This window comes from Alsobacter sp. (assembly GCF_059501845.1).
In genome coordinates, this window is the sequence record NZ_JCACDK010000011.1 from 545,210 (window position 1) to 567,672 (window position 22,463).

General features: G+C 68.0%; 17 protein-coding genes. 12 read left to right on the forward strand and 5 right to left on the reverse strand.

Translation table 11 applies throughout. The features are described 5' to 3' along the window. Positions 1-2,148: an NAD-dependent DNA ligase LigA gene (gene ligA / locus AC5JCN_RS10060; protein ID WP_495754891.1), complete on the forward strand. Its 2,148-nt coding sequence runs from the start codon at positions 1-3 to the stop codon at positions 2,146-2,148. 444 nt (positions 2,149-2,592) lie between these two features. Then, on the forward strand, positions 2,593-2,910 hold the full coding sequence (sugE, locus tag AC5JCN_RS10065; protein WP_495754892.1) for a quaternary ammonium compound efflux SMR transporter SugE: 318 nt from the start codon (positions 2,593-2,595) through the stop codon (positions 2,908-2,910). Positions 2,911-2,912: 2 nt separating this feature from the next. Here the strand turns inward: sugE and AC5JCN_RS10070 are convergent, their stop codons facing one another. Then, entirely contained in the window at positions 2,913-4,904 is a 1,992-nt protein-coding gene (locus AC5JCN_RS10070; RefSeq protein ID WP_495754893.1) for a DEAD/DEAH box helicase, read from the reverse strand. Between the two features lie 303 nt (positions 4,905-5,207). Between AC5JCN_RS10070 and AC5JCN_RS10075 the strand changes: the two genes are divergently transcribed. The 5 genes from AC5JCN_RS10075 to AC5JCN_RS10095 all read left to right on the forward strand — a co-directional run bounded on the left by AC5JCN_RS10075 (position 5,208) and on the right by AC5JCN_RS10095 (position 11,536). Further along, positions 5,208-6,626 (forward strand): circularly permuted type 2 ATP-grasp protein, encoded by a 1,419-nt coding sequence (locus tag AC5JCN_RS10075; RefSeq protein WP_495754894.1) that lies wholly within the window; start codon positions 5,208-5,210, stop codon positions 6,624-6,626. Continuing rightward, entirely contained in the window at positions 6,619-7,560 is a 942-nt protein-coding gene (locus AC5JCN_RS10080) for an alpha-E domain-containing protein (protein WP_495754895.1), read from the forward strand. Before AC5JCN_RS10075 ends, AC5JCN_RS10080 begins: the two co-directional genes overlap by 8 nt. Positions 7,561-7,593: 33 nt before the next feature. After that, complete coding sequence (locus AC5JCN_RS10085) at positions 7,594-8,439, forward strand: transglutaminase family protein (RefSeq protein ID WP_495754896.1); 846 nt, start codon at positions 7,594-7,596, stop codon at positions 8,437-8,439. Positions 8,440-8,473: 34 nt separating this feature from the next. Next, complete coding sequence (locus tag AC5JCN_RS10090; protein WP_495754897.1) at positions 8,474-9,226, forward strand: proteasome-type protease; 753 nt, start codon at positions 8,474-8,476, stop codon at positions 9,224-9,226. Between the two features lie 75 nt (positions 9,227-9,301). Then, a complete protein-coding gene (locus AC5JCN_RS10095) occupies positions 9,302-11,536 on the forward strand; it encodes a putative bifunctional diguanylate cyclase/phosphodiesterase (RefSeq protein ID WP_495754898.1) in 2,235 nt (744 codons plus the stop codon). Between the two features lie 43 nt (positions 11,537-11,579). On the opposite strand, the gene AC5JCN_RS10100 is transcribed toward AC5JCN_RS10095, so the two are convergent. Together AC5JCN_RS10100 and AC5JCN_RS10105 are read right to left on the reverse strand one after the other, a co-directional pair. Beyond that, the gene (locus AC5JCN_RS10100) at positions 11,580-12,182 is read right to left on the reverse strand and encodes an exopolysaccharide biosynthesis protein (RefSeq protein WP_495754965.1); all 603 of its coding nucleotides are present in this window, start codon (positions 12,180-12,182) and stop codon (positions 11,580-11,582) included. Positions 12,183-12,440: 258 nt separating this feature from the next. Continuing rightward, entirely contained in the window at positions 12,441-12,710 is a 270-nt protein-coding gene (locus tag AC5JCN_RS10105) for an usg protein (RefSeq protein ID WP_495754899.1), read from the reverse strand. A gap of 411 nt (positions 12,711-13,121) precedes the next feature. On the opposite strand from AC5JCN_RS10105, the gene AC5JCN_RS10110 reads away from it, so the two are divergent. From AC5JCN_RS10110 to AC5JCN_RS10130, 5 genes are all read left to right on the forward strand, one after another. Continuing rightward, positions 13,122-14,609, forward strand: coding sequence for a replicative DNA helicase (locus AC5JCN_RS10110; RefSeq protein WP_495754900.1), 1,488 nt, complete (start codon positions 13,122-13,124; stop codon positions 14,607-14,609). Between the two features lie 41 nt (positions 14,610-14,650). Continuing rightward, entirely contained in the window at positions 14,651-16,060 is a 1,410-nt protein-coding gene (radA, locus tag AC5JCN_RS10115; protein WP_495754901.1) for a DNA repair protein RadA, read from the forward strand. A gap of 88 nt (positions 16,061-16,148) precedes the next feature. Next, the gene (locus AC5JCN_RS10120) at positions 16,149-16,862 is read left to right on the forward strand and encodes a CvpA family protein (protein WP_495754966.1); all 714 of its coding nucleotides are present in this window, start codon (positions 16,149-16,151) and stop codon (positions 16,860-16,862) included. A 34-nt stretch (positions 16,863-16,896) separates the two neighbouring features. Further along, positions 16,897-18,384 (forward strand): amidophosphoribosyltransferase, encoded by a 1,488-nt coding sequence (gene purF, locus AC5JCN_RS10125; protein ID WP_495754902.1) that lies wholly within the window; start codon positions 16,897-16,899, stop codon positions 18,382-18,384. A gap of 4 nt (positions 18,385-18,388) precedes the next feature. After that, positions 18,389-19,129 carry an SDR family NAD(P)-dependent oxidoreductase gene (locus AC5JCN_RS10130; RefSeq protein ID WP_495754967.1) on the forward strand — a complete coding sequence of 247 codons (741 nt, stop codon included), beginning with the start codon at positions 18,389-18,391 and terminating at the stop codon, positions 19,127-19,129. 257 nt (positions 19,130-19,386) lie between these two features. Here AC5JCN_RS10130 and AC5JCN_RS10135 read toward each other — a convergent pair whose 3' ends face one another. Next, positions 19,387-20,715 carry a porin gene (locus AC5JCN_RS10135; RefSeq protein ID WP_495754903.1) on the reverse strand — a complete coding sequence of 443 codons (1,329 nt, stop codon included), beginning with the start codon at positions 20,713-20,715 and terminating at the stop codon, positions 19,387-19,389. A gap of 327 nt (positions 20,716-21,042) precedes the next feature. Beyond that, positions 21,043-22,320: a porin gene (locus AC5JCN_RS10140; RefSeq protein ID WP_495754904.1), complete on the reverse strand. Its 1,278-nt coding sequence runs from the start codon at positions 22,318-22,320 to the stop codon at positions 21,043-21,045. Positions 22,321-22,463 lie beyond the last annotated feature (143 nt).

Sequence of the window (22,463 nt, forward strand, 5' to 3'; positions counted from 1 at the left end):
ATGGCCTCCCGTTCCGAAGGCAAGGCGAGCCCATCGCTGCGCGACGTCCCCCTCGACCAGTTCACCGCCCGGCAGGCCGCCAAGGAGCATGCCGCGCTCTCCGGCGAGATCGCGGAGGCGGACCGGCTGTACCACCAGCTCGATGCGCCCGCGATATCGGACGCTGCCTACGACGCCCTGCGCCGCAGGCTGGAGGCACTGGAGGCACATTTCCCGCTGCTGAAGGAGACGGGCGGCGTCTCCGACAAGGTAGGCGCGAAGCCTTCAGAAAAATTCGCCAAGGTGCGCCACCGCGTGCCGATGCTCTCCCTCGGCAACGTCTTCGCCGACGAGGAGGTGGAGGAGTTCGTCGCTCGCGTCCGCCGCTTTCTCGACTGGCCAGCCGACAGGCCCCTCCCCTTCACCGCCGAGCCGAAGATCGATGGGCTTTCCTGCTCGCTGCGCTATGAGGAGGGCCGGCTGATCGTCGCCGCCACGCGCGGTGACGGCGAGGAGGGCGAGGACGTCACCGCCAACGTCCGCACCATCGGCGAGATCCCGCAGACGCTGGCCGGCCCCGGCGTGCCGGCAGTGCTGGAGGTGCGCGGCGAGGTCTACATGACCAAGCCCGACTTCATGACCATGAACGCCCGGCAGGAGGCGGAGGGCAAGCCCGTCTTCGCCAACCCTCGCAACGCGGCGGCCGGATCGCTGCGGCAGCTCGATCCGCGCATCACAGCGAGCCGGCCGCTGCGCTTCTTCGCCTACGCCTGGGGCGAGGTCGCAGGCGACATGCCGGCGCGCACGCAGTCCGGCATGGTCGAGGCCTTCTCGCGCTTCGGGCTGCCGACGAACCCGCTCACCCGGATCTGCTCCTCGGTCGAGGAGATGCTGGCCCACTACCGCCTGATCGAGGCGCAGCGGGCGGACCTGCCCTACGACATCGACGGCGTCGTCTACAAGGTGGACGACCTCGACCTGCAGCGCCGCCTCGGCTTCGTGTCGCGCTCGCCGCGCTGGGCCGCCGCGCACAAGTTCCCGGCGGAGAAGGCCACCACCGAGCTTGTCGACATCGAGATCCAGGTCGGGCGGACGGGTTCGCTGACGCCCGTGGCGCGGCTGAAGCCCGTGACCGTCGGCGGCGTGGTGGTGACCAACGCCACGCTGCACAACGAGGACGAGATCGCCCGCAAGGACATCCGCATCGGCGACACCGTGATCGTGCAGCGGGCCGGCGACGTGATCCCGCAGATCCTCGGGCATTTGCCGGAGAAGCGGCCCGCTGGAGCTCAGCCCTACCTCTTCCCGCATGTCTGTCCCGCCTGCGGCAGCCATGCCGTGCGCGAGGTCGACCCGAAGACGGGGCGCGAGGATGTCGTTCGCCGCTGCACCGGCGGGCTGATCTGCCCGGCGCAGGCTGTCGAACGCCTGAAGCACTTCGCCTCCCGCAACGCCTTTGACATCGAGGGGCTGGGCGACAAGCAGATCGAGGCGTTCTACCACGAGGGGCTAATCACCCGGCCACAGGACATCTTCACGCTGCAGGAGCGCGATGCCCGCTCGATGAAAAGGCTGCGGGACCGCGAGGGATATGGCGAAACCTCCGTCCGCAACCTCTTCGCGGCCATCGAGGCGCGCCGAAGCGTACCGCTCAACCGCTTCATCTACGCGCTCGGCATCCGCCATGTCGGCGAGACCAACTCCAAGCTGCTGGCCCGGCATTTCGGCACGGTGCAGGACCTTCGCGACACGGCAGTCGCGGCAGCCGGAGGCGATGCCGCCGCGCTGCATGAGATCGACGCGGTGGAAGGCGTGGGACCAGTGGTCGCGGAGGCGATCGTCGACTTCTTCGGCGAGGCGCACAACATCGAGGTGATTCACGAACTGCTGGCGAAGGTCACCCCCGAGCCGCTCGAGGCGGTGGCGTCCGAGAGCCCCGTAGCGGGAAAAACGGTGGTCTTTACCGGGGCCCTGGAGCGCATGACGCGGGAGGAGGCCAAGGCGATGGCCGAGCGTCTCGGCGCAAAGGTGGCGGGCTCGGTATCGAAGAAGACTCACATCGTCGTCGCCGGCCCGGGCGCCGGCTCCAAGCTCGCGGCGGCCCGGGACCTCGGCATCGACGTCATGGACGAGGATGCCTGGCTGAAACTCGTGGGCGAGGCGAACTAGCGCATCGCCCCGCGGCGGCTGCCTTGCCTGCCGCGCTCATCATCAACGGAAGCTGGAACCCGTACCCGCACCGCGCCGTTGCCGCTGCGGAGTGTGGACCATGCCTGTTTCGACCGCGACAACCCTGCTGGCCGGCCTCGTGACGGGGCTTCGTCTCGGGCCTCGCCATCATCGTGATGCTCGCCGAGGCCTTCATTTACGCCGGGGTGGCGAGCCCGGCTCCCGAGATCGTTTCGAACGGGACATGGAATGAGCCCGCAGCTCACCACACCTGGATGGCACCCTCCTGACACCGGGCCCGGACCACGTGGCGTGAGGTGATCGCCCGCAAAGCCTTTGCTTGAACAGCCTGCACAAGGTCCCACATCAAGCCCGGGAAGGACGGCCTTCCCGTTTCCAGAACACAGGTAGGGACGACCCTGCCACGGACCCGGGAGGTCTGTGATGGGTTGGATCGCACTCTTGGCCGCCGGCCTGCTCGAAATCGGCTGGGCCATCGGACTGAAATACACGGAAGGTTTCTCGCGCCCCCTGCCGACGGCCCTGACCGTCGCCTGCATGGTCGCGAGCCTGGCTCTGCTGGGCCTGGCGCTGCGGGAGCTGCCGCTGGGCACGTCCTATGCCGTGTGGACCGGCATCGGCACGATCGGCACCGCCATCCTCGGCATCGTGCTGTTCGGCGATGCAGCCTCGCCGGCGCGGCTTGCCTGTATCGGTCTCATCGTGGCCGGTGTCGCGGGCCTGAAGCTCGCGGGCTCCTGACGTCAGGGCCGGCGGGGCTTGCCCTTGCCGGCCGGCTTTCCCCACGGCTTGGGAGGCGCGCCGCGCGGCTTGCCGACGCCGCCGGGCCTGTTCGCCTCGGCAGCCGGGGTGCGCGGCATGAAGCGCCGGCCCCGCTCGGGCTCTGCGGGAGCTTCCCTCTTCTCCACGACCTCACGGCGGGGCGGCCTGTCCACGGCCACCTCCCGCACGGACGGGGCACGCTCGTCGCGCGCGGGCCGGCGCATCTCGCGCGGTGCCGGAGCATCCTCGCGCGGAGGCTTCGCCGGTGGGCGTTCGCGGCGCGGCGCGGGATCCGGGCGGGGGCCACCGGCCTCCGGCGGCTCGCTCCGCTCGAAGCGGATGTTCTCGCCCTTTGCCGTCTTGCCGATGGCGGCCTCGGCAAAGCGTTGCGCCGCCTCCTCGACGATCTCGAACCGCGTCTCGCCGTCGAAGATGCGGATCGCGCCAATTTCCTTCCGGGTCACGTGCCCGCGCCGGCAGATCACCGGCAGGAGCCAGCGCGGATCGGCGTTGTTGCGGCGGCCGATGCTCATCCGGAACCACGCCATCGGTCCCGTCGCAAAGCGCTCGCTGCGGCCGGGATCATAGGCCGGGCGCGGCTCGCCCTCCTCGCGCTCCGGCATGGGCGTCCGCGGAGACCGGGGCTCCCGGGTCCGCTGCGGGCCGGGGTCGTACAGTTCTTCCGGCTCCGGCAGGCGGGCGCGGACCAGCCGCACCAGAGCGGCGGCGATCTCCTCCGGCGTACGCTGGGCCAGCAGCAGACCGGCGGTCGCCACATCCTCCTCCGAGCTCTCCTCGGCAAAGACGGGGTCCTGCACCAGGCGTTCCTGGTCGCGCTTGCGCACGTCTTCAGCGGAAGGCGGGCCGCGGAACTCCGCCTCCACCCCGGCCTGCTGGAGCAGAAGCTCCGTCCGGCGGCGGCGATTGAAGGGCGTGATCAGCACGCACACGCCCTTGCGCCCGGCGCGACCGGTGCGGCCGCTGCGATGCAGCAGCGCGTCGCGCCCGCGCGGCAGCTCCGCATGGATCACGAGGTCGAGGCCCGGCAGGTCGATGCCGCGCGCCGCAACGTCGGTGGCGACGCAGACCCGCGCCCGGCCGTCGCGCAGGGCCTGGAGGGCGTGGTTGCGCTCGTTCTGGCCCATCTCGCCCGACAGCGCGACGGTGGCGAAACCACGTTCCAGAAGGCTTCCGTTGAGCCGACGAACCGCCTCGCGCGTGTGGCAGAAGACCAGCGCGCCGGGCGGATCGATGAAGCGCAGGACGTTGACGACCGCGTGCTCGATCTCGCCGGGCGCCACGAGCACGGCCTTGTAGTCGATGTCGCCGTGCGGCTGGCTGCGGTCGACAGTGTCGATGCGCAGGGCGTCGTGCTGGAATTTCTGCGCCAGAATCGCGATCTCGCGCGCGATCGTCGCCGAGAAGAGCAAGGTGCGACGGTCGGCCGGCGCGGCGCCGAGGATGAATTCGAGATCCTCGCGGAAGCCGAGGTCGAGCATCTCGTCCGCTTCGTCCAGCACCACGGCCTGCAGCCGCGACGGATCCAGCCGCCCGCGCTCGAGGTGGTCGCGCAGGCGCCCGGGCGTTCCGACGACGACGTGGCAGCCATCGGCCAGCGCCCGCGCCTCGCGGCGGATATCCATGCCGCCGACGCAGGAGGCGACGCGGGCACCGGCGGGTGCGTAGAGCCAGGCGAGTTCGCGCTGCACCTGCAGGGCGAGTTCGCGCGTCGGCGCGATCACCAGCGCAAGCGGCTCCGCGGGCGGGCCGAACCGCTCGGCATCGCCGAGCAGGGTCGAGACCATCGCGAGCCCGAAGGCCACCGTCTTGCCGGATCCGGTCTGCGCGGAGACGAGCAGGTCTCGGCCCTGGGCATCCGGCGCGAGGACGGCTGCCTGGACGGACGTGGGTTCAGAGTAGCCACGTTCGGAAAGCGCACGTTCGACGCTGGCGTGGGTCGCGGGAAAGGGCATGGTCGTCCGGTGGACAGGGCGGGAGCAGGACCCCCGGGCCGTCCGTCCGACGGTCGCAGGGAACCGCGCGGCACGGGCGCGCGAAGATACGCGCAGCGCTAGCCCCCAAGCGGGTCGCAGTCAATTCCGGCTCGCGAGATTCTGCCGTCCCGCGCCTATTCGTCAGGCATTTGCCTGTTGTGCGGGCAAGACTCCAGAGACATCATCCTTCTTACGACGTGTATCGCTGGCACGCCGTTTGCGGGTACCATCCGGCACGGTCGTGTTTCGTCCGTGCGTGTCCAGGCTGGCGAGGGGGGTCGGATGGCTTTGGCCTTCGACGAGATGACGGGCAATTCCGAGGAAATTCGCGAAGCCTATGTTCAACTGAAGCGCTGGCTCGACACTGTTCCGCCCGACCACATCGCGCTCCGGCGCAGCCAGGCCGAACTCTTCTTCCGCCGCATCGGGATCACCTTCGCCGTCTATGGCGATGCGGAATCGACCGAGCGGCTGATCCCCTTCGACATCATCCCCCGCGTCATCACCAAGCCGGAGTGGCAGCGGCTGGAGCGCGGGCTGGTGCAACGCGTCAATGCGCTGAACGCTTTCTTGGGCGACATCTACGGCGCCCGCGAGTGCCTGAAGGCCGGGGTGATCCCCGAGGACCTCGTCTACCGCAATGCCTGCTTCCGGCCGGAGATGGTGGGACGCAGCGTTCCCCACGGCATCTACTGCCACATCGCGGGCATCGACGTGGTGCGCGTCGACGCCGACACCTTCTATGTGCTCGAGGACAACGCCCGCACGCCGTCCGGCGTCTCCTACATGCTGGAGAACCGGGAGGTGATGATGCGGCTCTTCCCCGAGCTCTTCGCGGAGAACCGCGTCGCGCCGGTGGAGAACTACCCGGACTCCCTGCTCGCCACGCTGCGCTCCGTGGCGCCGGCAAGCGCATCGCGCGATCCCGTGTGCGTGCTGCTGACACCCGGCCAGTTCAACTCGGCCTTCTACGAGCACTCCTTCCTCGCCGACAAGCTCGGCATCGAGCTGGTCGAGGGCTCTGACCTCTTCGTGCGCGACGACGTGGTCTACATGCGCACCACCGAAGGTCCGCGCCGCGTGGACGTGATCTACCGGCGCCTCGACGACGAGTTCCTCGACCCGCTGGCCTTCAGGCCCGACTCCATCCTTGGCGTTCCCGGCGTGATGGCGGCCTACCAGGCCGGCAACGTCACGCTGTGCAACGCGGTCGGGACCGGCGTCGCCGACGACAAGGCCGTCTACAGCTACATGCCGGACATCATCCGCTTCTTCACCGGCGAGGAGCCCATCCTCAACAACGTGCCGACATGGCGCTGCCGGGAGCAGGACGCCTTGTCCTACGTGCTCGACCACCTGCCGGAGCTGGTGGTCAAGGAGGTGAACGGGTCGGGCGGCTACGGCATGCTGGTGGGCCCGCACGCGACCAAGCACCAGGTCGAAGAGTTCCGCCGCAAGCTGAAGACGGCACCGGAAGGCTTCATCGCCCAGCCGACCCTGGCGCTCTCCACCTGCCCCACCTTCGTGGCCTCGGGCGTGGCGCCCCGCCACGTCGATCTCAGGCCGTTCGTGCTGTCGGGCGCGGACCGCATCCGCATCGTGCCCGGCGGACTGACGCGCGTGGCGCTGAAGGAGGGCTCGCTCGTGGTCAATTCCAGCCAGGGCGGCGGGACCAAGGACACCTGGGTGCTCGATGCTTAGCCGGACTGCCGACAACCTCTACTGGGTCTCGCGCTACGTCGAGCGTGCGGAATTCCTGGCGCGGATTCTCGACGCGACGTCCCGTCTCGCCACCCTGCCCTCCGACTATGGCGGCAAGGGCACGGAGTGGGAGTCCGTGCTGCTGACCGCCGGCGCCGCCGAGGGCTTCAAGGCCGTCTACTCCGAGGCCAACGAGAAGACGGTCACGGACTATCTCGCCTTCAGCCCGGACAACCCCTCCTCGATCCGCAACTGCATCGAGGTGGCCCGGTCCAATGCGCGTGCCGTGCGGACGGCGCTCACCGGAGAGATGTGGGAGGCGATCAACGGAGCCTATCTCGAGCTGCGCCGCTACGATCCCCGGAAGATGACGGTTGAGGAGATCGCCCGCTTCCGGGAATGGGTGAAGCAGGTCTCGCTCATCTTCGACGGCTCCGCCTACCGCACCATGCTGCGCAATGACGGCTACTGCTTCTCCCGCCTCGGCGTCTACCTGGAGCGCGCCGACAACACCGCCCGCATCCTCGACGTGAAGTACCACGTGCTCCTGCCCGACACGGAGCAGGTCGGTGGCAGCCTCGACTACTTCCAGTGGTCGACCATCCTGCGCGAAGTCTCGGCGCTGACCGCCTACCACTGGGTCTACCGTGAGAGCGTGAAGCCCTGGCTGGTGGCGGACCTGCTGGTCCTCAACGCGCAGATGCCCCGGTCTTTGAAGAGCTGCTACGACAACATCGTCCGCGTGCTCGACGATCTCGCCCGGCAATACGGCAGGCAGGGGCCTTCGCAGCGGCTCTCCCGCACGACGCTGAGCCGGCTGGAGAATACCAGCATCACCACCCTGTTCGAGACCGGCGTGCACGAGTTCATCTCGGCGTTCATCGCCGACAACAACAGGCTGGGCGCGGCCGTCACCGAGCAGTATCTGGTATAGGGCCGCAGTGCAGGCGGAGCTTCGGGACGACCTATGCGCATCCGTGTCTCACACCGGCTCGTCCACGACTTCGCACCGCCGGCCAAGTCGCTGATCCAGGCGCTGCGCCTGACGCCGCGCAGCTTCGACGGCCAGTACGTCACGGCCTGGCGCGTCGAGGTCGACGTGGACGGGCTGCTGCGCCAGTCCGACGATGCTTTCGGCAATATCCTGCACCAGCTCTCCGTCGTCGGGCCGATCGACCGGCTCACAGTGACGGTGACCGGCGAAGTCGAGACCATGGACACGGCGGGCGTGGTGAATGGGACGCTGGAGCGGTTTCCGCCCATGCTCTACCTGCGTGAATCGGCTGCCGCACGGGCCGACGACAGGCTGCGCTTATATGCCGAGGAGGTGGCGGCCGGGACCGGGGACGCCGGGACGCTGGCCATCCTCCATGCCCTCAAGACCGCCGTGCACCGCGACATCTCGGCCGCGGAGCCCGACGCAGACGCCACCGCATCCACCTGCCTCGCCGCGGGCAAGGGATCGCCTCGTGATGCCGCCCACGTCTTCATCGCCGCGGCGCGGCACCTCGGCATCCCCGCCCGGTTCGTCAGCGGGTATGTCTGGCGGGACGAGGCGGAGGAGGACGAGCCTGTCGTCGACGGCGGCCCCCATTCCTGGGCCGAAGCGCATGTGGAGGGGATCGGCTGGATCGGCTTCGACCCCGTGCTGGACATCTGTCCCGCGGGAGCGCATGTCCGGGTGGCCGCCGGGCTCGACGGGATCGAGGCGGCTCCGGTGCGTGGATCGCGGGCAGGCGCCATGACCGAGAGCGCGGAGGTGAGCCTTCGGGACACCGGCCGCGCCCAGTCCCAGGTGCAGGCGCAGTCCTGAGCGGTACGCCGGACCATCGGCGGGGAGAGAGACGATGACCTACTGCGCCGGCATTCTGGTGCGCGAGGGCCTGGTGATGATCGCCGATACCCGCACCAATGCGGGTCTCGACAACGTCTCGACGTTCAAAAAACTGCACGTCTTCGAGCGCCCGGGTGAGCGCGTCGTGGCCATCGCCACCGCCGGCAACCTCTCCGTCTCTCAATCCGTCGTGAGCTTGCTGCACGAGGGCGTCGAGAATCGCGAGACCGGCGAGAAGGAGACGCTGTTCGACACGACGACGATGTTCCGGGCCGCCCAGCTCGTCGGCCGCGCCATCCACTCGGTGCGATCCATCGACGGGCCCGGGCTCGAGGAGGCCGGCATCAAGTTCGACGTGTCCATCCTCGTCGGCGGACAGATCCGCGGGTCAGCGCCGCGCCTGTTCATGCTCTACGCTGCCGGCAACTTCATCGAGTGCGGGATGGAGACGCCCTACCTCCAGATCGGCGAGCACAAATACGGGAAGCCGATCCTCGACCGTGCCGTGACCTACGAGACCAGCCTGTCCGACGCGCTGAAGCTCGGGCTCATCTCGATGGACTCGACGATGCGGTCCAATCTCGGTGTCGGCCTGCCCATCGACGTGATGACGCTGAAGCGCGATGCGCTGGCCCACGAGATCGTCCACCGCATCGAGGCGGGCGAGCCCTATTTCCACGATCTGCGCGAGCGCTGGTCGGCTGCGCTGCGCGCGGCGCACATCGCCATTCCTTCCCCGCCCTACTTTCCCGCAGGAAAAAACTGAACAAAGACAGGCATTCGCGCGGAGAAAAGTAACCATTGACGTGACATGTAGGCGAAGAGAGGCCTGAATCGACGCATGTCCACCGGCGCCACCCGCCTTGACCCGAACGCCGTCACCGCGCGGATCGTCTGGCCGGTGGCCGTGATCCTGCTGTCGGTGCTCGGCCTCGCCGTCGCGGGCCTTGCCTGGACCGGGCAGCAGACCAACGACCTTGCCCTCGAAAAGCAGCGCGCGACGGTCGTGTCCGTGGTCCGCGTGATCGAGGCGCAGACCCTGCGCCAGCTCCAGCGAATCGTGCTCTCGCCAGAGGCCCTCGCCTCGCTCGAGCATCCCATGTCGCAGGTCCGGGCGCAGGCGGCGATCGGAGTACCGCTGGAAAACAGCTTCGGCTTCGACGGCGTCTTCGTCCTCACCCCGGAGAACCTCCTCGTCACCGGCCGGGTGGCAGGAGAAGGCGCCGACCAGCGCCGCTACTCCGCCTCCGAAACCGTGCTGCGGCCGACCATCGCAGCGCTTCGCGACCGGCTGGCGCGCCTCGCCCTCCGGCGGCCGGCGGGCAGCGACGCAGGTGGCGATCTCACGGCCCTGGGCGAGACGCGCCTCGTCTACGAGAACGGGAAAGCCGTCGTCGTCGCTGTCACCGCCATGGCGAGACCCGGCGAGGAAGACGGCGCCTTGGGCGTGATGATCGCTGCCGCGACGCGTCCGGTGACCCCTGTCATGCTGCGGGAAGAGGCGGGCGGCATCGGCGACGGATCACTGGCCATCGAGCCGGCCACGGGCCCGTGGCCTTCGGCGAGCCTGCCGATCCTGGATGCGTCAGGACGCGTGGCCGGGCGCTTTGTCTGGACGCCGGAGCGTCCCGGCGACCTGGCCCTGCGCAGCGTGTTCCCGGCCATCGCCATCGCCGTTCTCGGCATCGGGCTCTTCTCCGGCTTCATGTTCGCCCATGTCAGGCGCGTCACCATCGACCTCGTCGCGCGCGAGCAGCAGGCGACGCACCTCGCCCTGCACGATTCGCTCTCAGGCCTGCCCAACCGTGCCTTCTTCCGCCGCCGGCTGGACCAGGAGTTGAGACGCCTGCGGGACGGGCACGAAGGTATCGCGGTCATGGTGCTCGACCTCGACCGCTTCAAGGAAATCAACGACACCTATGGCCATGCCGGCGGTGACGTCGTCATCTCCGCCGTTGCCACCAGGCTGCAGCAGCTGCTTCGGGGATCCGATGCGCTGGCCCGCCTCGGCGGCGACGAGTTCGCGATCGTCCAGACCGGCGTCCGCGCCCCTACCGACTGCGTGATGCTGGCCCGCCGCGTGCTGGACGCCATCCGCGAGCCCATTCCGATGGGAGAAGCCCAGCTCTACGTGGGCGTTTCGATCGGCATCGCGCTCGCTCCCCAGAACAGCCTGGACCGCGAGACGCTGCTGAAGCAGGCCGACGGCGCGCTCTACCGGGCCAAGCACGAGGGGCGCAACCGCTTCTCCTTCTTCGAGCTCGGGCTCGACACGGCGCACCGCTGGCGCACGGCGGTCGAGGAGGATCTGCGTGGCGCCATCGCCAGCGACGGCCTCGGCATCGTCTACCAGCCGCAGTTCTCGGCCGACGGCCGCCGCATCCTGGGGGTGGAGGCCCTCGTCCGTTGGGACCACCCCGTTCACGGCCTCATTCCGCCGAGCGAGTTCATTCCGGTGGCCGAAGAACGCGGCATGATCGGGTTGCTGGGCGAGTGGGTCCTGCGGCGCGCCTGTCGCGACGCCCGGGCCTGGGACGGCATCACCGTGGCGGTGAACGTGTCGCCCATTCAGTTCCGGCAGAAGGATTTCGTCCGGTCGGTGGCACGCATCGTCGAGGAGGAAGGCATCGAGCCCTCCCGCGTCGAGCTTGAACTGACCGAGGGCGTCATCGTCGAAGACGCCGAGATCGCCGAGGCCGGGATGATGGATCTGCGCGCCATGGGCGTGCGCTTCGCCCTGGACGACTTCGGAACCGGCTACTCGTCGCTGATCTATCTCCGGCGTTTCGCCTTCGACAAGATCAAGATCGATCGCTCCTTCCTTGAAGCGATGGAGACGACGGGCGAAAGCGCGATCCTCGTGCATTCCGTCGTTCATCTCGGCCGCGCGCTCGGATTGACCGTGGTTGCCGAGGGCGTGGAAACCGCCGAGCAGCAGCGCTTCCTTCAGGCCGTGGGCTGCCATCAGATCCAGGGCTATCTGCTCTGCGAACCCGTGCCGTCTGCCGAGATCACGGCCATGCTCCGCAGCGAGCGGGAGGCGGGCGAGACCGATACGGGCCGTGCGGTGGCGTAGCCGGCCTTCCGTCGCGTCGGCTCACATGCCGTAACGAAGAGCGCTAGAACATCGCCCCGGCACTGGAGATGACGGCGAAGACGAAGCCCAGGCTGAGGCTCGTGCCGAAGACGCCCGCGAGCAACCCACCGACCACGACGTAGCCGTCCCGCTCAACGAGGCCGAGGCCGACGAGGCACACGGCGATGCCCAGCGGGATCTGACCGATCACCGGCGCGGCAAAGATCAGAGCAAGCGCAAAGGCGAAGAGCACCAGTCCCATGACGCGGAACGTCAGGGCCTGGTCGAAGACGGAGAAGCGCGGCCGAGCCCAGCGTTCCAGGGCCTGCAGCCACGGGGTCGCGCGCTTCACCGCCTTGACGAGGTCGTCATGCGCGATGCTGCGCCTCAGAAGGGCACGGGGCAGCCAGGGCGACGGCCAGCCCACCATGATTTGCAGCGCGACGAAGGCCAGCAGGATGCCGCAGATGAGCGGGATGGGCGGCGGCATGGGCAGGCAGTTGGGCAGGCCCAGCACGACGATCAGCAGCGCATAGGCGCGCTCGCCCAACGCGTCGACGATGTCGGACACGGGAACCCGTGCCTGACCTTCGCGGGCGGCGAGACGCGTCAGGATGTCGGATGTGCGGGGAAAGCCCGTCGGCATGGAACTCGGTTTTGTGCGCGCCCACTTGGCGACGCTGTCCATACCGTATGGCGTGAACATGGCCAAGCCATGTGCAGCATGCTGCCTCATGGCTGAGCGCAAGCCTCCCTCCCGCACAGCGGGTGACCCGCCGGCGGAAACCCGCACATTGACCCGAACGGACGGAAACCCCGGCTCAGCGTGCCGCCTCGTCGGGCTCCGTTTGCGCTACCCTCCGGGCCGGCCCAGCCCTGCGAAAGGCGAACCGCCCGCGGCCGCTCAGTTCAGGCGGAATTCGCCGCTCGCCATGCGCAGCTCCGCGGGGCGGATAAGGTGCGAATGGGCGACGCTCACCGAGTGAAGCGAACCGTCGAGCTTGTCGCGCCAGAAGGCCAGGAAGCGGTTGAGGACGGGAAAGCTCGGAGCCATGTCGTAGTCCTGCCAGACATAGGTCTGCAGCAGCGACGGATGGTCGGGCATGCGGTAGAGGATCCGCGCGGTCGTCAGGCCGTAGCCCTCGAGCTGGCGGACGAAATCCTTGGAGACCATGGAACCTCCTTCTCTGCCGGACCTCCCCTTTCCCTGGACCCTCCCAGGGGGACGGGCTCCGGCAACGCCGTGACGAGCGGTAGAGTTCATGATGCCGGGCCGATTGTAAATTTTCTTTTTGTCACAGTATCTTAGCAGCAAGTATGAGAGAGTGCTGACAGCCCGGTTGCTGGGCGTTTTGCCCCTCCTCCGCGCATGAGCTGCCTGCTGGAAAGGCAGGGCCACGCGCCACTGCTCAAGCTCGGTCCCGCGAGAACCGTGGCTGCGCCTCGGATCGCCGTGTCAAGCTCGTGAGACCCCGCTGTGTGCATCGGGGACAAGCGTCGGGGGGCGTCGACGTTTGTCGCCCCGCCGTGCCAAACCATCGGCCGCCGGAGCGATTCCCCGCGCCCGGCCCTCAGCAGAATCACGATGGCGACGGCGACATCCTTTGCACGGCCCATGGCCGACCCCACTCCGCAATACCGCACCGCTCCCAACAACATCGAGGCGGAGCAGGCGCTGCTTGGCGCGGTGCTGGTCAACAACGAGGCGTTCTTCCGCGTCTCCGACTTTCTCGAGCCGGCGCATTTCCACGAGGAGATCCACCGCCGCATCTTCGAGGTGTCGCAGTCGCTGATCCGCGCCGGCAAGATCGCCACGCCGATCACCCTGAAGACGTTCCTGGGTGACCACGACCTCGGCGGCCTCACCGTGTCGCAGTACCTCGCCCGGCTGGCGGCCGAGGCGACGACGGTGATCAACGCCGAAGATTACGGCCGCACGATCTACGACCTCGCCATGCGGCGGAACCTGATCGTCATCGGCGAGGACATCGTCAACCTCGCCTATGACGCGCCCGTGGAGGAGCCGCCGCGCAAGCAGATCGAGGAGGCCGAGAAGAAGCTCTACGAGCTGGCCGAGACCGGGCGCTACGAGGGCGGATTCCAGGCCTTCTCGGAGGCCCTTCGCGGCGCCATTGACATGGCCGCCGAGGCCTTCAAGCGCGACCGCAAGCTCTCGGGTATCTCGACGGGGCTGGCCGACCTCGACCGCATGATGGGCGGCCTGCAGCCGTCCGACCTCGTGATCCTCGCCGGCCGCCCGGCCATGGGCAAGACGTCGCTGGCGACCAACATCGCCTTCAACGTGGCGCAGGCCTATCACGGCGAACGCATGCCGGACGGCAGCATCAAGCGGCACGACGGCGGGATCGTCGGCTTCTTCTCGCTGGAAATGTCGTCCGAGCAGCTCGCCACCCGCATCATCGCCGAGCAGTCCGGCGTCGCTTCCTACAAGATCCGCCGCGGCGAGATCTCCGAGCAGGACTTCGCATCCGTGGCCGAGGCGGCGCGCGAAATGGAGCGCGTGCCCTTCTACATCGACCAGACCGGCGGCATCTCGATCGCGCAGCTCACCGCCCGCGCCAGGCGCCTGAAGCGGCAGAAGGGGCTCGACCTGCTCGTCGTCGACTACCTCCAGCTGCTCTCCGGCAGCTCGAAGAAGGGCGAGAACCGCGTCCAGGAGCTCACCGAGATCACCACCGGCCTCAAGGCGCTGGCCAAGGAACTGTCGGTGCCGATCGTCGCGCTGTCGCAGCTCTCCCGCCAGGTCGAGAACCGCGACGACAAGCGCCCGCAGCTCTCCGACCTGCGTGAATCCGGCTCGATCGAGCAGGACGCCGACGTGGTCCTGTTCGTCTACCGCGAGGAATACTATCAGAAGAACAAGGAGCCGAAACCCGGCTCCGAAGAGCATTTCAAGTGGCAGACCGAGATGGAGCAGGTGCACGGGCGCGCCGAGGTCATCATCGGCAAGCAGCGCCACGGCCCGACCGGCACGGTGCAGCTTCACTTCGACGCCGAGGTCACCCGCTTTTCCAATCTGGCGCGCGAGGACGCGCTGCCGGAGCGCGTCTGATCCCGGCCTTTCCGGCGGATTGGCCGCCCCCAGGGGACTGAATGGCCAGGAACTCGACAACCTTCGCGTGCCAGGCTTGCGGCGCCGTCTACGGACGCTGGCAGGGCCGCTGCGACGCCTGCGGCGGCTGGAACACCATCGCCGCCGAGGCGTCCGCCGCGCCCCTCCCGGGAGGCGGGCCGGGGCGCCCCTCGCGCACCAAGGGCCGCGTCTTCCCGCTGGAGCAGCTGACCGGCGGCGGCCAGGAGGCGCCGCGGGTGTCGTCGGGCATCGGCGAGTTCGACCGCGTGACGGGTGGTGGCTTCGTCACGGGGTCGGTGATCCTGCTGGGCGGTGACCCCGGCATCGGCAAGTCGACGCTGCTGACGCAGACCTGCGCGGCCCTGAGCCGCCTCGGCGAGAAGGTGGTCTACATCTCCGGCGAGGAGGCCACCGGCCAGGTGCGCCTGCGCGCGGCGCGGCTCGGCCTCTCCGACGCGCCGGTCGCGCTGGCGGCCGAGACGAGCGTCGAGGACATCATCGCCACCCTGTCGCAGGGGCCCCCTCCCCGGCTGGTGGTGATCGACTCGATCCAGACCATGTGGACCGAGCAGGTCGAGGCCGCTCCCGGCACGGTGACGCAGGTGCGCGGATCGGCGCAGCAGCTGATCCGCTACGCCAAGACGAGCGGCGCGACGCTGATCCTCGTCGGGCACGTCACCAAGGACGGGCAGATCGCCGGTCCGAGGGTCGTCGAGCATATGGTCGACGCGGTCATCTCCTTCGAAGGCGACGGCGCGCACCAGTTCCGCATCCTGCGGGCCCAGAAGAACCGCTTCGGCCCCACCGACGAGATCGGCGTCTTCGAGATGACGGGCCTGGGTCTCGCCGAGGTCGCGAACCCCTCGGCGCTCTTCCTTGCCGGGCGGGACACGGCATCGTCAGGCACCGCGGTCTTCGCCGGCATGGAGGGGTCGCGGCCGCTGCTCGTGGAGTTCCAGGCGCTCGTAGCACCGACGACGCTGGGCACGCCGAGGCGCGCCGTCGTCGGCTGGGATCCGAGCCGGCTGTCAATGGTGATCGCCGTGCTGGAGGCCCATGCCGGGCTCAAGCTCGGCCAGCACGACGTCTATCTCAACGTCGCCGGGGGCATGCGAATCACTGAGCCGGCGGCGGATGCCGCCGCCGCGGCCGCCCTCGTCTCCTCGCTGGCCGGCGCGCCCCTGCCGCCGGACCGCGTGTTCCTGGGCGAGGTGGCGCTCACCGGGGCGCTGCGGCCGGTGGGCCAGGCGGCGGCGCGGCTCAAGGAGGCGGCGAAGCTCGGCTTCGCCTCGGCGCTGCTGCCGCGCGCGGGCCTGGACAGCGTCGGCAACCCGCCCGTAAAGGTGGCGGCGACGGCCGATGTGGCCGAACTGGTGGCCCAGGTGGCTGCATCTGGCGGTGGAAGGCGGCCAGAACGGAGCAAAGACTAATGACGCAGCATGACCCTGCGTCTATATGTCGGGTCGCCAAGGGCGCCATCGCCGGGACCCGCCCAATCGACGAGACCCCATGAGCCATTTGCCGGTCACTGCCCTCGACCTCGTGGTCCTCGGCGTCGTGCTGATCTCCGCTCTCCTCGCCGCCGTCCGCGGCTTCACGCGCGAAGTCCTCGCCATCGCGTCGTGGGTGGCTGCAGCTGCGGCCGCCTACGTCCTGCATCCGATGGTGCTGCCCTACGCCAAGGAGTACATCCCGAACGCGCAGCTGGCGCTGGCCGCGTCGATCGGCGCGGTGTTCCTGTTAACGCTCATCATCGTCTCCTTCATCACGGTCAAGATCTCGGACCTGATCCTCGACTCCAAGATCGGCGCGCTCGACCGCACGCTCGGCTTTCTCTTCGGCGCGGCGCGCGGCCTGCTGATCGCCGTCATCGCCTTCGTCTTCTTCGACAAGCTGGTGGGCGAGAAGCAGCAGCCGGAATGGGTGAAGGACGCCAAGCTGCGGCCCGTGCTCAAGGAGACGGGCGACCAGATCATCGCGCTGCTGCCCGAGGATCCGGAGGGCATGATCGCCAAATGGAAGGCCCGCAAGCGCATGGAAGGCGAGCAGGGCGATCCCGGCGAGCCGCCGGCCGCGCCCGCCACCCCGGCGCAGCCCGGGACGGCGCCGGCCCCGGCCGACCCGCAGAAGAAGACGGAAGCCCGCCCGAGCACCCAGACTGCGAAGGTCGACGGCAAGGCTCTCGAAAACCTGATCGACAACACGGCCGGTCATACGCCCGCGAAACGTTGATTACCGTCCTCGGGCGGTCCATATGGGGTCTGCCATGAGCAAACCTGAAGCCTCCGCCGCCTCGACGTCGTTCGACGCCGATTTCGACTGGAATGCCGATACGCTGCGCGAGGAGTGCGGGGTGTTCGGCATCTACGGGCATCCCGATGCCGCCGCGATCACGGCGCTGGGTTTGCACGCACTGCAGCACCGCGGCCAGGAGGCGGCCGGCATCGTCAGCTTCGACGGGCGGCGCTTCCATTCCGAGCGTGCGCTCGGGCTGGTCGGCGACACCTTCTCCGACATCCGGACGATCGAGCGGTTGCAGGGCACCAGCGCAGTCGGCCACGTGCGCTACGCCACGACGGGCGAGACGATCCTGCGCAACGTGCAGCCGCTCTTCGCCGAGCTCGACGGCGGCGGCTTCGCCATCGCCCACAACGGCAACCTCACCAACGGCCTGAGCCTGCGCCGGCAGCTGGTGCGCGACGGGGCGATCACGCAGTCGACCTCCGACACGGAGGTGGTGCTGCACCTCGTCGCCCGCAGCCGCAAGAACCGCTTCATCGACCGCTTCATCGACGCGCTGGCGGCTCTCGAAGGCGCATACGCCTTTGTCGGCCTTACCAACAAGAAGCTGGTCGGCGCGCGCGACCCGCTGGGCATCCGCCCGCTGGTGCTGGGCGACCTCGACGGCCGGCCTATCCTCGCTTCGGAGACGTGCGCGCTCGACATCATCGGCGCCCGCTTCGTGCGCGACGTGGAGAATGGCGAGGTCGTCATCTGCTCGGAGGACGGGATCGAGTCGATCAAGCCCTTCGGCTCGCTGAAGATGCGCCCCTGCATCTTCGAGTACATCTACTTCGCCCGGCCGGACTCGGTGGTCCATGGCCGCTCGGTCTATGACGTTCGCAAGAACATGGGCGCGGAGCTCGCCCGCGAATCCGGCGTTGCCGCCGACGTGGTCGTGCCCGTGCCCGATTCCGGCGTGCCCGCCGCCCTCGGCTTCGCGCAGGAAGCGGGACTGCCCTATGAGCTCGGCATCATCCGCAACCACTATGTCGGGCGCACCTTCATCCAGCCGACGCAGTCCGTCCGCGAGCTGGGCGTGCGGCTGAAGCACTCCGCCAACCGCTCGGTTGTGGAGGGCAAGCGCATCGTCCTCGTCGACGACAGCATCGTGCGCGGCACCACCTCGGTGAAGATCGTGCAGATGATGCGCGACGCCGGCGCCAAGGAGGTGCATTTCCGCATCTCCAGCCCGCCCATCAAGCACCCCGACTATTACGGCATCGACACGCCGGAGCGGGAGAAGCTGCTGGCCGCCACCCACACGCTGGACGAGATGCGCGCCTATATCGGCTGCGACACGCTGGCCTTCCTCTCGGTCGACGGCATCTACCGCGCCATGGGCGAGCGCGGCCGCAACAATCTGCAGCCGCAGTTCACCGACCACTGCTTTACCGGCGACTACCCGACCCCGGTGACCGACCTCCTCGTCGAGAGCCCCAAGCAGCTCTCCATGCTGGCCGAGGTCGGCTAGGATGATGGCGCAGCCTCTCGCCGACCGGATCGCCCTCGTCACAGGTGCGTCGCGCGGCATCGGCCGCGCCGCCGCGCTCGCTCTCTCGGCCGCCGGCGCCCACGTCGTGGCATTGGCCCGCACGCAGGGTGCGCTGGAAGAGCTCGACGACGAGATCCGCGCCCAGGGCGGCAGCGCCACGCTGGTTCCCGTGGATCTGCGCGACGGCGAGGCGCTGGACCGGCTGGGCTATGCGCTGGCCGAGCGCTGGGGGCGGCTGGACGTGCTGCTCGCCAATGCCGGCATCCTCGGCCCCATCTCGCCGCTCGGCCATGTCGACCCCAAGTCGTGGGACGACGTGATGGCGGTGAACGTCACGGCCAACTGGCGGCTGGTGCGCTCGCTCGACCCGCTGCTGCGCAGGTCGGACGCCGGGCGGGCCATGTTCATCACCTCCGGCTCCGCCTGGAAGTGCCGGGCCTACTGGGGCCCCTACGCCGTCTCCAAGGCGGCCGTCGACACGCTGGCGCGCACCTGGGCGGCGGAGACGGTGACGACACCGGTCAAGGTGATGCTGGTGAGCCCGGGCCCGATGCGCACCCGCATGCGCGCCACCGCCATGCCAGGCGAGGACGCGGCCACCCTCCCCGCCCCTGAGGAACTCGCCCCGCACATCGTGCGCATGGCCTCCCCGGACTGGCAGGAAACCGGCAAGGTCTTCGACTTCCGCTCCCTGGAGGTCCAGGAATACCAGCCGCCCAAGTGAGGCGGTGAGCTCGCGTATCGCTCGCCTGTCTTCGCGTGCGTGTGTTCCCCGTCATTGCGAGCGAAGCGAAGCAACCCAGGTTGTTGAGCCCATTCCGCAACCCGCGACTGGGTTGCTTCGTCGCTGCGCTCCTCGCAATGACGGAGGGGTAGCGCGCCGACACTCACAATCAGCCTTGCGACGATGCGAACGAAAAGGCCCCGGCGCTGTGAGCGCCGGGGCCGGAGGAATGGCGGGCGAAGCCCGCTACCGCAGGATCAGAAGTCGCGCTGGATGCGCAGGCGGGCGGTGAAGTTCGACTCGGACTTCTTGTCGAGACCGAAATAGTCCTTCGCCTTCTTGTCTGCCTGCGCGTTGATGTAGGCGACCTCAGGCGACACAGAGAGGTTCTTGACAGGCATCCAGGTAGCGCCCAACGCCAGCTTCAATTGATTCAGCTTGCCAATCTCTTCAGCATCTGCCCCTTCGCCGATCTTCGGCAGATCAATGACGAGGTAGGATGCGGCAATGAAGGTTGAGACTGTCGGAGACCATGCGTGCTGGAATGCGGCCAACCCGTAGTACGTGTTGATCAGCTTGAGCGACACCTTGCCGTCCGCGTCGATAGACGGCACATAATCTCCAGCAGTGCCGATGCTGAGGTTCTTGAAGCCACCGCTCCAGCTTTCCGACCGGTTTGTGGCACCAGACGTATAGGCTGCCTCGAGATAGAGCGTGTCGGCGGGCGTGAAGTCAGCCTTCAATCCGCCGAGAACAGCAAAGCCCCACTTGGAGTCGATCCCTGTGGCGGGAACTGTAATGCCATCCAGATCGCCAATCGGCGCCGAAGCACCATCGACCGTAAGGCCACTGAGCGTTGCGCCAGCGTTGCTGACCTCATGCAGGGCACCACCGAGATGCGCCGTAACGATTCCGAACTTCCCGTCGAACGCCGCCACTAGGTCGGGAACGCGCTGCCCCGCATAGTTGGTTGCAACGTTAACGTAGTCAGGCACCGTGGGATCGCTACCGGCCTGGTCGAAATAGAACCGAGCACTCGTGTTCGTCCGCTGCCTGTCTTCGATCGCGACGGTAAACGAGCCGGCGCCAAAATTGAACTGGTACTGTGCCTGCACCGGCTTATTGCCCGCGCCAGACGGCGAGTACGCCGAGCCGACGCCGAAGGCACCGTCATAGAACTTGTAGGCCGATCCAAAGAGGCCGGCGGTGAAGCCACCGAGCTGCAACCAAGCCTGATCGATGCTGGCACCCGTCGACGTAGCGTCGATGCGGACGCGGCCGGTGAGGAGGCCGAGGTCCGTCTGGTTGTATGCGACGGCGTTGATCGAGCCGACGGCGCCGAACGTGGTCACGTCACCGGCCTTGTCGTGGTAGGTCGGCGTCACGTCAGACTGGAACCGCGCGAAGCCGCCGATCTGGAGGCAGGTGTCGGTGCCGGGGACGACGAAGCCCATCTTGCCTTCGGCGACCTTGCAAACCTTCACGTATTCGACCGGGGCGGCCTTCTTGTTCGGCAGGTCCGCCGCGGACGCCGCGGTCACGGTGACCAGCACGGCAGCCGTGGAAAAGAGGAAAGACTTGGTCATAATCACTCCTGAAAAAATCGCACCTGCAGGTGAAATTGGCCGCCCGCAGGAAGAACGAGTGGACGATGTCGGACGGCGACTGGCGTTTCAACGGCGAAATGCGTGGAATGGTGCGGTCGAAAACGATGCAGCGGGAGATGTGACACAGAAATCACAGAAATGAATACTTATGGTTGCAATGTCGGTTGTGGTGTTAACCAGAGGTTGCGGGATCCACTCCCGCTCCGATGCCCTGCCGGCGGCTTCCGGCACGAGCCGGCGCGAATCCCTCGGAAACGAAAAAGCCCCGGCCGGGGGCCGGGGCTTCAGATCGAGCGGCCTCGCGCGTCAGAAGTCGCGCTGCAGGCGGATGCGGCCGGTCCAGTCGTCCTTGCTGTCGGAGGCGGTCACCACCTTGCCCTTGCCGAGATTGCCGATGCGGGCGTAGACGGCCTCCACGCCGATCTCCAGCCCCTTCACGGGCTTCCATGCGACCTGGGTGCCGCCGCTGAACACACGGCCGTCCAGGGCTGTGCCGAACTGGTTGACGTTGCCGACAGAGCCGAAGACGCTCTGCGACACGGTCGGCATCCAGAAGTGCACCGCGCCGCCGTAGAGCGACCACGTCTTCGACGTCTCGAGCTTCTTGCCGTTGAGGATGGCATCGGAGCTGACGATGCTGACCGTGCCAGCGCGGACGGATTCGTTCTGGAAGGCGTTGCTCGCCATGCCCGTGAACGAGCTCGCCCCGTCCGCAAAGGCGGCGGTGGCGACGATGAAATCGCCCTTCTCCAGCATCGGAAGGTTGATCTTGGCCCCCAGCTGTCCGGCGTAGCCCCATTCGGAGTCGGTGGCAGCGGTGTACGACACCCGATGCAGCGCGCCGGTGAGCGCCAGCGTGCCCCAGCCCTGCGAGTATTCGAGGCGGCCGATGATGTCCGGCACCCTGGCACCCGCATTCGGGTCCATCGCCACGCCGGCGCCGCTGACCGTGATGCCCGCCCGGCGGGCCGTCGGGTCCTCGATCGCGATGGTCGCCGCGACGTCGTCGAAATTATAGGTGTAGGCGGCTGCCACCGGGCCGGTCAGACCCTGCAGGTCGGAACCACGGCCGTTCGAGCCGCCCAGCGCATAGGACACGTTGTTCCCGGGGATCTGCGCGAAGTCGTAGTAGGAGTTCAGGTAGCGTCCGAACGTGAAGCCGGCGAACTGGACGAAGGCGTAGTCGATATAGGCGCCGTCGGCGTTGACCGTCGCGGTCGTGTTGGGGAGCGTACCGCCCGTCGTCTGCTGGACGTAGATCCGGATCCGGCTGCTGAGGCCGCCATACTCGGTCGGCGTCATGGTGTCGGCGCTGAGGTAGCCGCGGATGCGGAACCGGGTGACGTTGTCCGAAGCCACGCGGGTGAAACGTTCGTTGTAATAGCCCTCGGCGCGGACACGCCCGCCCAGCTTGAGGCAGGTCTCGCTGCCGGGGATCAGGAAGCCCTTGAACTTCCCGATCGTGCATTCGCGGACATAATCGGGTTCGGCGGGGGCGGCCTTGGTGGGCAGGCTGCCCGCCTGGGCCACGGTTGCGCTCGCCACAAGCAGAGCGAGACCGGAAACGGTCGCAAAGGATCGCATGAAAAACCCCGTCAATAGGAAGTCTTGAAATGACGGCCCGAAACAGGCCCTGAAACATCGTCTGCATTACCATCGCAGCAGGCCGAATACAGGCCGCCATTTGGCCAGATCGAAGTATTACATGTTTATGACATAACCGCGTG

Excerpts from the sequence above, each read along its gene's own strand:
- ligA (WP_495754891.1), top strand. The coding sequence starts at position 1 with ATGGCCTCCCGTTCCGAAGGCAAGGCGAGCCCATCGCTGCGCGACGTC.
- sugE (WP_495754892.1), top strand. The coding sequence starts at position 2,593 with ATGGGTTGGATCGCACTCTTGGCCGCCGGCCTGCTCGAAATCGGCTGG.
- AC5JCN_RS10070 (WP_495754893.1), bottom strand. The coding sequence starts at position 4,904 with ATGCCCTTTCCCGCGACCCACGCCAGCGTCGAACGTGCGCTTTCCGAA.
- AC5JCN_RS10075 (WP_495754894.1), top strand. The coding sequence starts at position 5,208 with ATGGCTTTGGCCTTCGACGAGATGACGGGCAATTCCGAGGAAATTCGC.
- AC5JCN_RS10080 (WP_495754895.1), top strand. The coding sequence starts at position 6,619 with ATGCTTAGCCGGACTGCCGACAACCTCTACTGGGTCTCGCGCTACGTC.
- AC5JCN_RS10085 (WP_495754896.1), top strand. The coding sequence starts at position 7,594 with ATGCGCATCCGTGTCTCACACCGGCTCGTCCACGACTTCGCACCGCCG.
- AC5JCN_RS10090 (WP_495754897.1), top strand. The coding sequence starts at position 8,474 with ATGACCTACTGCGCCGGCATTCTGGTGCGCGAGGGCCTGGTGATGATC.
- AC5JCN_RS10095 (WP_495754898.1), top strand. The coding sequence starts at position 9,302 with ATGTCCACCGGCGCCACCCGCCTTGACCCGAACGCCGTCACCGCGCGG.
- AC5JCN_RS10100 (WP_495754965.1), bottom strand. The coding sequence starts at position 12,182 with ATGCCGACGGGCTTTCCCCGCACATCCGACATCCTGACGCGTCTCGCC.
- AC5JCN_RS10105 (WP_495754899.1), bottom strand. The coding sequence starts at position 12,710 with ATGGTCTCCAAGGATTTCGTCCGCCAGCTCGAGGGCTACGGCCTGACG.
- AC5JCN_RS10110 (WP_495754900.1), top strand. The coding sequence starts at position 13,122 with ATGGCGACGGCGACATCCTTTGCACGGCCCATGGCCGACCCCACTCCG.
- radA (WP_495754901.1), top strand. The coding sequence starts at position 14,651 with ATGGCCAGGAACTCGACAACCTTCGCGTGCCAGGCTTGCGGCGCCGTC.
- purF (WP_495754902.1), top strand. The coding sequence starts at position 16,897 with ATGAGCAAACCTGAAGCCTCCGCCGCCTCGACGTCGTTCGACGCCGAT.
- AC5JCN_RS10130 (WP_495754967.1), top strand. The coding sequence starts at position 18,389 with ATGGCGCAGCCTCTCGCCGACCGGATCGCCCTCGTCACAGGTGCGTCG.
- AC5JCN_RS10135 (WP_495754903.1), bottom strand. The coding sequence starts at position 20,715 with ATGACCAAGTCTTTCCTCTTTTCCACGGCTGCCGTGCTGGTCACCGTG.
- AC5JCN_RS10140 (WP_495754904.1), bottom strand. The coding sequence starts at position 22,320 with ATGCGATCCTTTGCGACCGTTTCCGGTCTCGCTCTGCTTGTGGCGAGC.